General features: G+C 44.8%; 11 protein-coding genes. All 11 read right to left on the bottom strand.

Going from position 1 to position 15,042, the window contains the following annotated elements; translation table 11 throughout:
- Positions 1-173 precede the first annotated feature (173 nt).
- The 11 genes from AC6CIF_RS19415 to AC6CIF_RS19465 all read right to left on the bottom strand — a co-directional run bounded on the left by AC6CIF_RS19415 (position 174) and on the right by AC6CIF_RS19465 (position 14,861).
- On the bottom strand, positions 174-1,271 hold the full coding sequence (locus tag AC6CIF_RS19415; protein ID WP_074094936.1) for a Gfo/Idh/MocA family protein: 1,098 nt from the start codon (positions 1,269-1,271) through the stop codon (positions 174-176).
- Positions 1,272-1,285: 14 nt separating this feature from the next.
- A complete protein-coding gene (locus tag AC6CIF_RS19420) occupies positions 1,286-2,209 on the bottom strand; it encodes a helix-turn-helix domain-containing protein (protein WP_498201209.1) in 924 nt (307 codons plus the stop codon).
- Between the two features lie 231 nt (positions 2,210-2,440).
- Entirely contained in the window at positions 2,441-3,445 is a 1,005-nt protein-coding gene (locus AC6CIF_RS19425) for a Gfo/Idh/MocA family protein (protein ID WP_498201210.1), read from the bottom strand.
- A 255-nt stretch (positions 3,446-3,700) separates the two neighbouring features.
- Positions 3,701-5,071 carry an MFS transporter gene (locus AC6CIF_RS19430; RefSeq protein WP_498201211.1) on the bottom strand — a complete coding sequence of 457 codons (1,371 nt, stop codon included), beginning with the start codon at positions 5,069-5,071 and terminating at the stop codon, positions 3,701-3,703.
- Between the two features lie 82 nt (positions 5,072-5,153).
- Entirely contained in the window at positions 5,154-5,744 is a 591-nt protein-coding gene (locus AC6CIF_RS19435) for a TetR/AcrR family transcriptional regulator (protein WP_498201212.1), read from the bottom strand.
- Between the two features lie 359 nt (positions 5,745-6,103).
- Positions 6,104-8,905: an alpha-mannosidase gene (locus tag AC6CIF_RS19440; protein ID WP_498201213.1), complete on the bottom strand. Its 2,802-nt coding sequence runs from the start codon at positions 8,903-8,905 to the stop codon at positions 6,104-6,106.
- Positions 8,906-8,923: 18 nt separating this feature from the next.
- The gene (locus AC6CIF_RS19445; protein WP_036608291.1) at positions 8,924-9,748 is read right to left on the bottom strand and encodes a carbohydrate ABC transporter permease; all 825 of its coding nucleotides are present in this window, start codon (positions 9,746-9,748) and stop codon (positions 8,924-8,926) included.
- A gap of 22 nt (positions 9,749-9,770) precedes the next feature.
- Positions 9,771-10,637, bottom strand: a complete 867-nt coding sequence (locus AC6CIF_RS19450) for a carbohydrate ABC transporter permease (RefSeq protein ID WP_498201214.1) — start codon at positions 10,635-10,637, stop codon at positions 9,771-9,773.
- Between the two features lie 67 nt (positions 10,638-10,704).
- Positions 10,705-12,084 (bottom strand): extracellular solute-binding protein, encoded by a 1,380-nt coding sequence (locus tag AC6CIF_RS19455; protein ID WP_036670776.1) that lies wholly within the window; start codon positions 12,082-12,084, stop codon positions 10,705-10,707.
- Positions 12,085-12,163: 79 nt separating this feature from the next.
- A complete protein-coding gene (locus AC6CIF_RS19460) occupies positions 12,164-13,465 on the bottom strand; it encodes a glycoside hydrolase family 125 protein (RefSeq protein WP_498201215.1) in 1,302 nt (433 codons plus the stop codon).
- 223 nt (positions 13,466-13,688) lie between these two features.
- Positions 13,689-14,861, bottom strand: coding sequence for a GntR family transcriptional regulator (locus AC6CIF_RS19465; protein ID WP_498201261.1), 1,173 nt, complete (start codon positions 14,859-14,861; stop codon positions 13,689-13,691).
- Positions 14,862-15,042 lie beyond the last annotated feature (181 nt).

Genomic DNA, 15,042 nt, shown 5'->3' on the forward strand with positions numbered 1-15,042 from the left:
TTTGTTCATTTTCAGCATCTTGTTTGTTTAAAGTATAATCACTGTTGGTTTTATCTCCTATTTATCTATCTTTCACGAATCTTTCAAAAATGTAAGATTGCATGAACAAAAAAAACCCTCTGTCCCCAAATAACAGGACAAAGGGTTCTGTAATCTATTGTTGTATATCTTTTCTATGCTTCACTACCGTTATTCAAGTACACAGCCTTGCCTGTGCGAGCAGATTCATAGAGTGCTTCCAGGATTTGAGATACAACCAGCGCTTGTTTTGGTGTAACGACTGGCTCCTGATCGTTCTCAATCGCTTCAATCCACTTTCTCATCTCAACATCCGGTGCGCTCTCACTCTTACCATCGTAAAAAGCTACCCCGCCTGCACTCAGTTCAATCTCGTTGGTATATAAACGGCTGAATTTCTCACCATTGATGCGCAGTCCGTTCTTCATGTCCGCACCCGCTTCGCTACCGCTCAAGCTACATTTCGCCTCATCCACATCCAGTGAGTTCAGTGCCCAACTGGATTCCAGCATAATCGTTGCTCCATTCTCCATCACAATCATGCCAAAGGCCGAGTCTTCTACGGAGAATTGTTTTGGGTCCCATGGGCCCCAGGCATTGGCCGCATTTTCACGTTGCGAAAGCTCATGATAGGTCGTACCCAGCACAACTTTTGGTTGATAGTTATCCATCATCCAGAGCGTCAGATCGAGTGCGTGCGTACCAATATCGATCAATGGACCGCCACCTTGTTTCTCCTCATCCAGGAAAACACCCCAAGTCGGTACTGCTCTACGTCTAATCGCATGTGCTTTGGCAAAATAAATATTACCCAGGTCACCTGCTTCGCACACCTTCTTCAAATACTGACTGTCTTCTCTGAAACGGTTGTTGTATCCGATGGTCAGTTTTTTGCCGGTACGTTCTGCCGCTTCCAGCATGAGCTGTGCTTCAGCAGATGTCTTCGCCATTGGCTTTTCACACATCACGTGTTTGCCTGCCTCCAGAGCAGCAATTGAAATCTCGGCATGAGAAATATTCGGCGTAAGCACATGCACAATATCCAAAGACTCATCCTTGAGCAATTCCTGATAATCCGTGTAGACTTCGGCTTCAGTATTGCCATATTTCTGTTTGGCTTCATCCGCACGTTCCTGAACGATATCACAGAAAGCCACCAGTTCAACATTATCCAGTTTACTCAGACTCGGCAGATGTTTACCATTCGCGATTCCACCACAGCCAATAATTCCGATACGATATACTTTACTCATATATATATTCACCCTCACTTAAGTATTGGTTGTTTCATTTTACGAAAAGCCGACGGGGTCATCCCCAGACGTTTGCGAAATACAGCATGCAAATAGTTGGCATTATTGAATCCTGAAGCAAGTGCGATCTGTTCAATGGATACGTTACTTTCCTCCAGATTGCGGCACACGGCGCGCAGACGAATATCCTCCAGTACACGGCTGAACGGCATCTCCGGCTGTACTTGGTAGAAGATTCGCTGCAATTGTCTGCTGCTAATATGAAGTTTCTCAGCTACATGCTCCAGCGTGACCACTGAAGGGTGATTAGCCTCCATATACTGTAGTGCATACTCATAGCGATACACCGACATATCCCGCACAGGGGCTTCCGGTCGATTCCCCCCGGTGTCGTATGCTCGCACGGTTTTGAGTAATATGCTGATAACCAGTTGCTTGATCGACGTATAATAACCTAACAATTTTAGATCACATGCCTCGTAGGATTCCAAAAAACAATGCATTGCACGATGATAATCATTCACCGGAGTAAGCGGAAGCGTTCTCAGCTTTTCCATCGTTTCCTCGGATTCTGCTGCTTCCCAGGGATCGACATGTTCCCTTGGCTTGTGAACGATATCCACATGAAGACATAGTTCATCCATGTCCTCTTTGGCATCAGCCTCCTGATAATGAACGACACCCGGTCCAGTCAAATACAGCATACCTTCCGAGAGTGCATGTGTCTGATCATCCAGAATAACTTTACCTTTACCTCTCGGGATAAAATGAAACTCAAACTCCGCATGATTATGGAAATCCACAACTCGGCCCGCTGGAAAAGAAGTCAGATGAAATCGCATCACGCGAATCTCATAATGTCCCCATACCATTAGAATATCCAGTCTCTCCAGGAGATCCTGCCGTTCAAGCATTTTCTCATAAGGATACAGGCTCAAGATGCACACCTCCTTGTTTAACCTATATAAACTGAACTACAGAATATTTACACTTGCCACTACGATGACAGAATAACCTTCCAATCGCTGTTATCCCCAGATTTTTTGATTCCTTTTTTAAAGGGGGAAATCCGGGGATAAAGGCGACCGCTCCGCTTTTTCAGGTTATTTCTGTCCTCTCCGTTCATGTGTAATGTTTAGTTCAATTTATATAGTCCTTCAACATTGAACCTATCCCTTTAACTCACTTAGTGTAATTCTGCGCCCTTCCTTGGCCGAGAGATTTGCAGCTTCCATCAACCGGCTTAGCTCCATAGCGATCTGCACGTTTTCAGTTGCATCCGTATCATTTTGTATATGTGCAACCCATTGATTGAATGCGCTTTCTCTTTGGTCTGTCAAAGGAAGCTCAGTCCACTCTGGGTACTGTCCCTGTGCTGCTTTCGTACGAATCAATAGCTTTTCTTCGGGTGTCCCGTACAGAAGCGTACCTTCCGTACCATGAACCTCAATCGTAAATGGAGAATGGCTGTTCACAAAACCGGCTTCGACAACGCCGACTGCTCCAGAATCTGTAAACAAGGTTGCGACTGCATTATCTTCCACTTCTTTGCCTGTAATATATCCGAAGTTCGCATTAATCGCTGTTACTTCCTGACCCAAAAACAGTTTGGCCAGATACATCGGATGGCAACCCAGATCAATCAGCGCACCGCCCTGACAGTCCTTCAGGTCATAAAAGTGTTCAGGCAACCAGTTGGAAATTGCTCCATCATGCGATAAACGCGCTCTAACATAAGTCACTTTACCAAGTAATCCCTGATTGAGCACATCCTGAATCGTTAACGTATATCCTGCATTCAGACGTGGCAAGGAGACTGTCATCTTGACCTTGTTTGCCTTTACCTCATTAAGGATTCTATTTGATTCCGCCTGTGTTGATGCAATAACCTTCTCCGTGAAGATGTGTTTACCTGCTTTTGCAGCAGCGGTGATCACCTCTTCATGGATGCGGGTTGGCGCATCTACAATAACGGCATCGATGTCATCCTTGGCGAGCATATCTTCGAGTGAAGCATAGAATGGTACGTTTAAGCGTTCAGCCGCTTCCTGCCCCCGCTTGGCATTTTCATCCCACACAGCGGCGATGACTGTATCCTCATGTTCCTGTGCCTGCTTGATGTAATCCCATGCGTGAACATGCCACAAGCTAATTTTTCCAATTCGAATGGTCACTGTTGTCTTACCTCCATACTATATAATATTCTGACATTTATCTATAAGTTATCACAGACTTAATCTATTTTTAATAGAAACTCACGACAATAAATGTATAAAATCACGACATGAATTGTTATTAGATGTTTATACATCGGAATCGTGTACATAAGCAGATCGCATGATAAATCTCGTTATTACACAGAATGGTATACTGGCCTGATCATTAGGGCCTAGTCCACAGAAGATATTCTTTCAATTCCAATAAGATGTTTATTTATTGTTGGATTTACGTCCAAATTGAAGAGCATAAAGTACTGCCATTAAAACGACTATTAAAGCCAGCGCCAGCAATATGTTACTGTACACAAAAGTAACCTTATCATGAACAAACGGATTAAAGTGAACAGTAGTTGCTCCACCGTCAAGTAGCTTACCAATCGCAGTCGTGGATACTGCTGCTGCAATAAAGTTAAACATCGATAACAATCCCATACCGATTCCGACCTCATCTTTGGGCAAAGTTCGTGAGATGGTGTTTGACATAGCAATTTGTATATAAGATTGACCCAGTACACCTAAGGTAAGGAATATTTGAATATACGTAGGTGACATCCCCACGACTGACGATAGAATAATGAAACCTCCAGCAAGAAGTGTTGATGCGATATACAGTAGAAATGGATTCCCTTTCTCATCCGCTAATTTTCCACCCTTACGTCCAAGAATGGCGGTAATAAGAGCTGAAGGTAACATAATGAGCCCGATTGATGCAGGTGACAGACCATTAACATCCGACAACATGAGCGGTGTCAGGAATGGAATGCCGAATCCAACAGCGACTAATACAAATGCAATCGCCATCCCTATAGAATATTGTTTATTTTTAAAGATCGCTGGATTCACAAAGGGGACAGAAGCATAGCGAATTCGAATGATAAACAAAACTAGGATAACTAATCCAGTTACTAACAACCACATATTGGATTGTGTAAGTGCGAGTAAGAATGTAGCAACCGTTCCTGCCAATAAAATTCCGCCAATGTAATCAATCTTTTCGTTTGTCACTGGCTCATCATCCAGATACTTTCTATACAAAGGTAATGTGATAAGAGAAAGCAGAGGTATGACAAAGAGAAATTTCCAATTTAAAGCACTTGAGACAAATCCCGCGATAATTGGACCAAGTGCTGCTCCAAGAGCCGTACCTATTGCAGAGGTTCCCAAAGCGCGCCCACGCTTCTCAGGTGAAAAAAAATGAACAGGAATTATCATAGCCAACGCAGGTATCACAGCCGCACCAGCGGCTTGCAAGATACGTGCAACGATGATCATCCAATATTGTGTAGCAACTACTCCCACAAGAGATCCAACTGTCAGAAGTAACAGACCAAACGTAATTAAACTTTTAATACTAAATTTATCTGTCAGTTTCCCATAGGTAACTGTACCTATCGCATACACAATCAAATAGCCTGAAACAATCCAAGTTACTTGTGATGCAGTGAGTTGGAATTCTTTGCTGATTACTGGCAATACCACATTAAACATGGTTCCGTTCATGACTGAAATGATAAGTGTGAAGACTAACACACGCAGTAAAAGTGGGCCTGTTTCATTTGTTGTAGCAGCTTTGGTGTTCATATCATTTTCCTCGATTCTTTGTATGCATTGAATGAATAACCGAATGACAGTCAGTACTTACTGTCATTCGGTTGAAAAAAAACTAGGGAGTTAACGCCCTAGAAAATATCCACACAGTCTCTTTAATTATATCTTCCAATGAGAGGGTTGGAAAATCAGATCGTTCATCTAGATGATTTATAAACGTACCATAATTCAGTGCCATGAAAGAAAAAGCTTGTAATTCAGGATTCGTTTCTATCAACTTTCCTTTGCCATACATGGCCTTGAAATAATTAGTTAATACCTCCATTAGTTGACGAGGATGTTTTATTGTTCGTTCTCTGAAACCAGGCAAATTATCTTCTTCTTTTAAGCTAATCATAATCATTTTTCGATTACGATTCATAATTTCATGATATGTTCTACAGATCAATAATAAGTCCGTTTGTAGATCCCATACTAACCTTTCATTAAATATCTTTGCCATTTCTTCTGAGTAGTGATAATGGTCAAAAGCTGTTTCTAATAAGTTTTGTTTCGTCCCAAATTGTCGAAATAATGTTTTCTCACTTAAACCAGCAGTAGTGGCAATTTCTTGAGTTGTTACAGAGCTATAACCTTTTTTCGAAATTAAATCGATAGCAGCCGTCATTAATTTCTCCTTGCTGCTTAATTTTGTATTGTTAGACAAGTTGATTCCTCTTTTCAAAGAATGTCAGTGATCACTGTCGTTTATGCTATAGTATCTAAAGACAAAAAAATTGTCAAACAAAAATAGACCATATTATAATTAGTCCACCCAAGGAGAGAAATTCGGTTGAACTCTAAAGAAATAAAGATACGAGGAAATTAAATTTGCCTCAATAGACAGACTAATTGTGCTAGAAAATAGTAGAGGAAACGGAATCAAAATTTAAAGATGAAACTGCAATATTTTTTTATTCTATTTTTTTGATTTGATATCCCCAATTAGAAGAAAACATCCAAAAACCTCCTGCCCACGCTACCGTGAACAGAAGGTTTTTATAGTTATGGTATTCAAAAATCAACTCACCGTAACGCATACCCTTGTGTAACAATCTTGTACCCAGATACCATCTGACTGTGCCCCTCCAACGTGCCCTTAACCCGTTCCAGCACATCGCTCTCATAAACGGAGGCAGTTTCGAATCCAGTTTGCACGTTCAACTCAACTGGTTCGGAGTTTAGATTATACCAGCGAGCAATCAAATCTCCTGTTTCCTCTGCGATCTTCAGTGTGGAGAAAGCTAGTGACGAACCTTGTGCATTCCATGCCAGCCATTGCTTCGACAGAGGCAGTTCAACCTTTTTCCCATCAGTTCCGGCATGACTTTCTCGCTCAAACGTGCGTGCTAGTGCCCCTAGCTGCACAGTCGTCCATGGAATCGGATACGTATAGGCAGTTGCACATGCACCTGACTGTGCGGCATCATCTGCAAATGGAATAATCGTATATTCCACACTCTGATGTCCCAGACATTGGGCTTCCGGTGTTTCAAACACACCCCAATCTCCCAACTCCGAAGAGGCACGCAGAAGCGTAACCGCAATCGTATTGCCCTCTTCATGCTGTAAAATCTCATATTCATTCAAGCCTTTGTTCGCAATCATCAAGCCATGAGCACCATCGGTCACATGTACAAATGCTTGCTGATGCTGAGCATTACTTGGATTCACCCATTCTTTGGCCGGTGTATTGGAACGTTTGGCAACTTCAAAGATGGAATCTGCATAATGATCCTCTGTCACCAGTCCGGATGGAAAGAGTGCACGCAGTCGATGATCCTTGGCCTGATTGTTAAAATCTGATTTTACCTTGACCATATTACTGCCTGCTTCCAACGTATACGTTGTAGTAATCACAAGCGGAACAGTGTTCGGGGCTCGCTGTGCCTTCCGTTCTGTAAAAGGAACCATTTGGCGCTTCTCCAGCTCGAACAGTTCATCTGCTCCAGCAGGAATATCCCAGTGTAATACACTTTCCATAACTGCCCGGTACGGAGACTGCTCCACAATCCGCAGGTCTGCCTTCAGATGCTCCGTGTTCAGCGTTGTCTCTCCCTCCGGTTGACGGTAGACATATTCATTGCCGATATCACCGGTATTCTCATATGAATTTAATCCCCTGTATACAGCACCGGAGACCTTATCTTCAATTGTAGCCGTACCATTCTCTTCAACCGTCACTCGCAATTGACCGTTCTCCATCATCATTCCCTGCACCTGGATGACTTCGCACGTATCGGGCATTTCAACAATCTCAGCAATCTCTGCTTGTTTCTCTACTGGAATGAGAGCATATGTCTTATATCCCAGCGAAGGTACATCCACCGCTTGGAAAGTCACTCTTACTTTACGAGCCATATAAGGCTGTCGGAAGCGATCTTTCGGAAGTTCATAGCCAAAATGTGCACCCAAATCGTTAATTTCTGCCGAATACACGTGTCCATCCGAATCGACCAGCTGATACGATGGTAACGCATCCTCTTCCAACTTTTGCGCAAGGGATTGAGGATGAGGACCTTCCGGGAAAAATGCTTTGTCCACAATCAGGTCCATCTCAATGATCCCATTTTGATTCCAACCACTCGTGTTGAACACGGTAAACGGCACCGCTTCCTCTCCCCAAGCCTCATCAGATTGCACACGAATGGACTCAGCAATCGCCTGCGCGCTCTGGGAAACCAATTTCTCTGCAAGCTGTCTGCTCTTGGCGAAGCGGGTCACCATCTCACGGTGAACCTCATCGACACTGCATCCGCAGATGCTATCATGTGGGTGGTTCTGCATCAGCATCTTCCATGCATGTGTCAACAGATGATGCGGATAATCTTTTACCCCGGCTATATGCGCCATGGCGGCCAGTGGTTCGGCTACTTTTTCAAGCAACATCTGCCCCTGCAGATTCAACTGTTTCAGGTAAACCCTGGCAGATGCCGTATTCACCAGTGTTCCCCAACCATCCGTGTGCTGACTGCGAAGCTCGCCCTCAATGGTCGCCAGATGTTCAGGCACTTCCTTCGTAACCGCCTCAATGTAATCGTCAAAATTGGAGTGGATAAATTCTACATCAGGATACAACGAAGCCGCCGTACGTAAAGCCTCGGGCAGATCCGTCTGGATCGGCTGATGATCACAACCATTCATGAACAACAGATGGGGAGTCGAGGCAAACTTCTCGGCATCCGCCAGATTTTTATCCCAGTATCCTTGGGCTTTCTCCGGATCAACCGGAACTTCCATCCCATTGCAGTACCAGTTCGCGAACAAAATGCCGAGCACTTCCGAACCATCCGGCGAACGCCAGATCATCTCCGAATAGGGAGATTCATAACTGTCTGCATCAACCACCGCATTATTAAATCCCGTAGGCTTTACCCCGCGCCCGAAGATCGCGTTATGAATGTCCGCCTGTTGCAGAATCTGCGGTGCCTGTCCCATATTTCCGAATGAGTCTGGGAAGTATCCCGTCTTGGATATCACACCCAAAGGTCGAGCATCACGATGACCGATGAGCAGATTGCGCAAGTTGGCCTCACTGCTGGTCAGAAACTCATCTTGTAACACATACCATGGACCAAAATGGATGCGTCCTTCACGAATATAACGGTCGAGCCTCTCCTGTTGTTCGGGCCGAACCTGCAAATAATCTTCACGAATAATCGTCTGCCCATCCAGATGGAAATAGCGATATTCGGGGTCCTGATCAAGCGTATCCAGCAGTTTATCCATCAGCTCAATGAGCAGTACGTGATGGTGTTCATAAGGCATATACCATTCACGGTCCCAATGGGTATGCGAGATGAGATGTGCCGTCTTTTTGGTTGTCATGTTGCGTACCTCCTGTCATTAACCTTTGGTTGCTCCGCCCATGCTGAATCCTTTGGACATGTAACGCTGGGAGAAGATATATAGCACAACCGAAGGCATTGTATAAAGTAATGAAAATGCAGCCAACCTGCCGTATTCAACCATACCGTGGCTGCCGAAAAATTGATAAATCGTGACCGATGCCGGAAGTTTCTCAGGTGTCTGGAGCAGGATGTATGGCACGAAGAAGTTGCCCCAACTTCCCGAAAACGTAAATATCGCTATCGTTGCAATACCCGGCAACATCAATGGCGCCACGATTCGTCTCAAACTACTCCACACGGACGCTCCGTCAATCCATGCCGATTCTTCCAAATCGATTGGCACCGAATCCATGAAGTTTTTCATCATCCAGATGCCGTAAGGAAGTGAGGATGCAGTCAGGAACAGCATCGTGGCAATGATGCTATTTTGCATTTTGAAGAACAGAAACATTTGAAATACCGGAACCATCACGGCAGTAATCGGAAGAGCTGTCATGAACAGAATCGATAACAGGAAGCTTTTTTTGAATCTCATTTCATAACGGGATAAAGGATAAGCAGCAAGAACAGATACCAGTACAACCAATATCGCTTGCCCTCCCGACAAAATCAGGCCTACACCGAATGAACGAAGATTGCTCGAATCCCCGAGTACATCCTTGAAATTTTGAATGGTCCAGGTACTGGGCATTTTGATCCCCTGTTGCGCGTTTGGGTCAAATGAAGCCAGAATGATCCAGAGCAGCGGCAATAAAAAACAGAGCCCTAGAAAGACTAGAATCCCGTACTGGATTTTGCGTTGAAGCCCATGTTTGACCATAGGGATCGAACCTCCTTCATGGTTACACTTTCACTTTCATGGATCGCATGTAGAACAGGCTGGCGACAATACCGATGAACAACAGAACCAGAGATATGGCTGTTCCGTATCCAAATTGATAGTTCACAAAGGCCTGATTGTACATGAAGATCGGCAAGGTTTGTGTTGAAGTACCCGGGCCACCACCGGTCATCGTATAGATCAACGTGAACACGCCCAGTGTCTGTAGGGTAACCAACATCATGTTGGTCACGATGGACCCTTTTACCATTGGAATCGTAATGTGTCTGACAATCTGGAACCCGGTGGCACTGTCAATAATCGCAGCTTCTTCTACTTCCTTCGGGATATCATCCAGTGCCGACTGATAGACCATCATTGAAAAGGCTGTGCCGTGCCAGATATTCGCGATAATGACACTCACCATAGGGAAACTGAACAACCAGGAGACCGGATTCGCTCCAAACCAGCCGAGGATCTGATTCAATGAACCATTGTCACTGAAAAAGGCGACCATACAGAATGCCACGACAATCTCGGGTGTCACCCAACCGGCAATGACAATGATCCCGATGACTCGACGGAACGTCACATTTTTCTCTTTCATTAGAAGGGCCAGAATGAACCCAAGCAACACCTGACCCATCACTGCGGAGAAGATGAGAAAAACCAGCGTGCGCCAAACACTAATCCGGAAATCCGGATCATGGAACATATTAATGAAATTCTGGAATCCGACAAACTCCAAACTCTTGGCTGCCGCCCCGGTCAGAGCCATGTTCGTAAAGGCAAAACAGATCGTCAGAATGATGGGAACAATGAAAAACACAAGTAATAACAGTACGGAAGGCATTAGAAACAGAAATGAACCTGGTGCTTTCCTTTTCATAAGTCACTCTCCATTCGAACCGGAAAAAGGGGAGATTGTGCCTCCCCCTCCGAATATATCGATATCCTTATTTCTCTTCGATGCTGTCCGCGCCAAGGGAACGGGATACGTTGTCCTTCAATTGTGTAACTCCCTCTTCCGGCGTCAGCTTGCCAGAGGCAATACTCTCAACAATGCTTTGCAATTGTGCGGATACCGCTGCATATTGATCGTTCGCTGGACGGAAGTGGGCCACATTCAAGAGTTCCTGTGCTTCTTTGGTATATGGACGATCCGTATAACCTTCAACTTCTGTGGAATCATTACGTGGACTGAGGCTACCTTCCGCTACTACGCGTGCAGTCGCATTTTCCTTATTCATCAGAAACTCGATAAATTTCCAAGCTTCTTCCTTGTTCTTCGCTTGTGCAGGAACAGACCAAGCCCATCCTCCAGACATCGTAGTTGCCCCAGGTTCTTCCCCATTTTGTGTTGGGAATGGTGCAAAACCTATTTTCTCTTCAACGTTGGCGATTGGAGCAGCGCCGTTCTCGGCCCATGTCGAACCTGCCCAGCTACCATCTACAGCCATCGCCAGTTTGTCTTGTGGGAACTGTTGTTGGAAGGCAATACTGCCAGCTTGTCCATTCAAGGCAACCTGCATGGTTGGACCTGTTTTATCCGTGTTAAACACTTGATCTATGAATTTGAAGGAATCCAGCAGCCCCGGGCTGTTAACGACCCATTTCTTGCTGGTGTCGTTATACAGCGTATCTGCCGTACCATAGAGCAGCATTTCCAGTGTTTGCATGGTAACACCTTCACCGTTTGCTTTGCCCACGATCATATTAAGCGGCGTCACACCCGGAAGTTTTTGCTTGATGGTACGTGCTGCTTCGAGTACTTCTGCCCAGCTTGCAGGTTTGAATGGGACTTCCAGGCCCGCCTGTTGAAACAGTTCCTTGTTGTACCAGATTCCGCGTGTATCCGAGGTAGCTGGAACGCCGTACACCTTGCCGTCTTCGCCAGTAACCCCTGCCTTCAGGTTGTCGATGATGTGTTCTTTCCAATCGGACCATCCCTGAACCTGTGTATCCAGTGGCTCCAGATATCCCGCAGCAGCATCGGATTTAATGATGGATGTATCTTCCGCAATAACATCAGGCGCCGTATCCGGCGATTTCATCTGCAAAACCATTTTGGACGTATAATCACCCTCACTAGCCAATACAGGCGCAATGTTGATTTTGATATCCGGGTTTTCTTTCTCGAATTGATCTACCAAGCCTGATTGGAAAAACTTCGTAAGTGTATCTTCAGATCCTGAAGAACGGAATGATACGGTTACTTCCTTCTTGCCGTCACTGGTTGTGCCTGTGCTTGAGCTTCCGCCCGAACAGGCTGTAGTAAGAATGAGCAAGGATGTCATAACTGCTGCTACCGGCATTTTCAATGATATTTTTCTCATAATTCGCTCTCCTCTTGTCGGAATTCAACGAACTCCGAACGTTATGATGTACTCGCAGGTTATCTCTTGCTTTCCTATCCTATTTCTGTACGCGGAATCCGCAATAATCCATAATCAGTTCACTAAAGAGCATGTTGGACCATGAAAACCATGGGCGGGTATATTCATGTGGATCGTTGGCTGAAAAACCTTCATGGGTCAGTCCGGTATCCGCGTCCGTCTTATGGATGAGCTGAAGCAATCGTAGTTTTTCATTGCGATCCTCTGTAGTCAGCCCCTGCATCGATAAAGCGATATGCCAGATGTACCCTTCCGGTGTATGTGGACTACCGATTCCCGCTGCTGCTGTTCCCTCATAAAAATACGGGTTGTTCGTGGATAAAATGAAACGGCGTGTATTCTGATACACCTCGTCGTTCTCCTCCACATATCCGAGATAAGGTAAAGACAGCAGACTTGGCACATTGGCATCATCCATCAGATTGTGATTGCCTTTCCCATTCGTTTCGTACGCATATATGGTTCCATATTCCGGATGTTCAACGGTGCCATAATCCTGAATACCTTTGTTGATCTCTTGCTCCAACTGCTTAGCATTCGCTGCCAGCGTTTCATCCTCGAACACCGCTTCAGCAATTTCCTGTAGATATCGAAGCGCCACCACGGCGAACATATTGGATGGAATCAGATATCCATATTCACAGCGATCGTCGCTAGGACGGAATCCTGACCAGGTCATGCCTGTATAGACTGTTTCAGTACCTCGTCCCTCTCGGGTGAGCGTATCGGTCTCGGGAGCATCCAGACGTTGGAACGTGTAGGGTGATTTCGTCTCATGATGCTGCTCCACTTGCCATAACTGCATGATGACCTTGGCTGCTTTGTGGAACGTATCATTGAATTGAGTTGTTCTTCCCGTGTTCTTCCACAAGAGATAACTGAGCTGAATCGGATAAGCCAATGAGTCGATCTCATACTTCCGTTCCCAGATCCAATCATTCATTTGCGTCAGGTCTTCCTGATGTCCTTTTCCACTCTCCGTCTCATTAAAAGCGTTTGCATAAGGGTCCAGGAGAATATAATTCAGTTGACGTTCAACCAGTCCAGCGATCATGTCGGCAATATCTTCATCCTCTGAAGCGAGAACCAGATAAGGTCTGACCTGAGCGGCAGAATCACGTAACCACATGGCAGGGATATCTCCTGTGATCACAAAAGTTGTTCCATCTTCTTTGCGCTGAATTGTGGTTGCCATCGTATTGGTAAAACAATTTTTGAACATTTGGTTAAGTTCCGGATAATCCGGTATACGTTTGTTAACCTGATCAATCATGTCATATATCGAGGGGGAAATTTCTTGATCATTTCTGGGTTTAAGCATGTTGTCCTCCTTATGTAGTCCAATTTGTTAACCGCTTTCATCATCCTAAAACGAATATAATGTTATGTCAATATATTTATTTGTATATTAGCATGTTGTTTTGATTTAAAAACACCAAATAGTATACCATTTAAAATGATTGTCCCCTTTTTATCCGCACAAAAAAGAGACCTCGTTTACACGAAGTCCCTTCTTGAACACAATTAAATATTAGCAGCTAAAATTAACCCTTTTGTTTCACCGTACTCGTCGATTTCCCCTTCACCAAGCGGGCAGGCAGAATGACTCTGTTCACTGCAATTTCGTTGTTCTGCATACTTTGAAGCACCATCTCAAATGCTTGTTTCCCCATATCAAACTGGCTTTGTCTCATATGGGTTACACGGCTTCCTTCGGCAGCGTTTGGACTGTCAAAGCAAATGATGGACATATCTTCCGGGATTCTCAGACCAAGCTGATCCGCTGCCTGTTCTGCAAGTAAGGCAATATGATACTCCGCAGCAAAGAGTGCAGTAATCTGGGGGTATTTCTGTAAATGTTCCACCAGTGTCTCCACATCACGGACCTCGACTTGAGGATCAAACACACTTGGCAGTGTCGAAAGAAAAGATTCTAACCACAGTTCCCTGTTCACCAGCACCCCTTGATCATGATGAGCCTCAATGATGCCTTCAATTCGTTCTTCAATCGGTGTAGTGTTCGCCGGAGGCTGCGTCAGAAAAGCGATGTGTCGGTGACCGAGATCGAACAAATAATTCATCCCTTCTCGCGCCGCGCCTACATTATCCGTACTGACAGATGAAGCCGGGATGCCTTTCAAGTACCGGTCAATCAGGACAAACGGGAATTTGTTAACGACCAGTTTAAGAATCTCATCGCTGAAATATTCACCCTGTGCCGGGAAAATAATCAATCCATCCACACCCAGTTCCAGCAGTTCCTGAATGCTCTGTTCCTCCTGTTCGGGAATCCCGAAGGAGCGTCTAAGTACGAGAAAACAATCATGTTCTCGCGAAGCTTCTTCCATCCCATATAACAGTTCTGTACCATACATATCACTGAAGTTAGTGATGACCAGACCAATGAGCAGCTTCTTTTCTGGATCTTTGATCGCAGCACGCGGAGCAGGTCTGTTAGATCTTTCTTGTAACATTTCTGCTGTGTCGGCTACAAAAGAACCCCGTCCCGGCTGACGAACAATTAATTGTTCACTCGCCAGCATCTCAAGCGCTTTTTTAGTTGTAATCCGGCTAACTCCGAATTCATCACATAATTCCTTCTCCGAAGGAACACGCTCACCCACTTGATATTGATGAAGCTGTATCCGTTCGCGCAAGGATTCAAAGATCTGTTCATACATCGGCTTGGATGCCGAGTCTTTCCCCAATACAAGCACCTCCATAAAAACCCATACTTCTCATGTTCTACACCCTAATATATCATGTTATATCATTAATGTGAAGAAAGGAGACAACTCATCTGCTGTCATATGAGAGCAAAAGAAAAAGCACCCCAATGGATGCTTCATTAAGCTTAGGTGTCAGATGTGAATCGAGATACAACAAAAAGCCGACAAG

The organism is Paenibacillus sp. GQ49, assembly GCF_059759055.1.

Coding starts and splice junctions, on each gene's coding strand:
- AC6CIF_RS19440 (WP_498201213.1), bottom strand. CDS start 8,905: ATGACAACCAAAAAGACGGCACATCTCATCTCGCATACCCATTGGGAC.
- AC6CIF_RS19460 (WP_498201215.1), bottom strand. CDS start 13,465: ATGCTTAAACCCAGAAATGATCAAGAAATTTCCCCCTCGATATATGAC.
- AC6CIF_RS19415 (WP_074094936.1), bottom strand. CDS start 1,271: ATGAGTAAAGTATATCGTATCGGAATTATTGGCTGTGGTGGAATCGCG.
- AC6CIF_RS19445 (WP_036608291.1), bottom strand. CDS start 9,748: ATGGTCAAACATGGGCTTCAACGCAAAATCCAGTACGGGATTCTAGTC.
- AC6CIF_RS19430 (WP_498201211.1), bottom strand. CDS start 5,071: ATGAACACCAAAGCTGCTACAACAAATGAAACAGGCCCACTTTTACTG.
- AC6CIF_RS19455 (WP_036670776.1), bottom strand. CDS start 12,084: ATGAGAAAAATATCATTGAAAATGCCGGTAGCAGCAGTTATGACATCC.
- AC6CIF_RS19450 (WP_498201214.1), bottom strand. CDS start 10,637: ATGAAAAGGAAAGCACCAGGTTCATTTCTGTTTCTAATGCCTTCCGTA.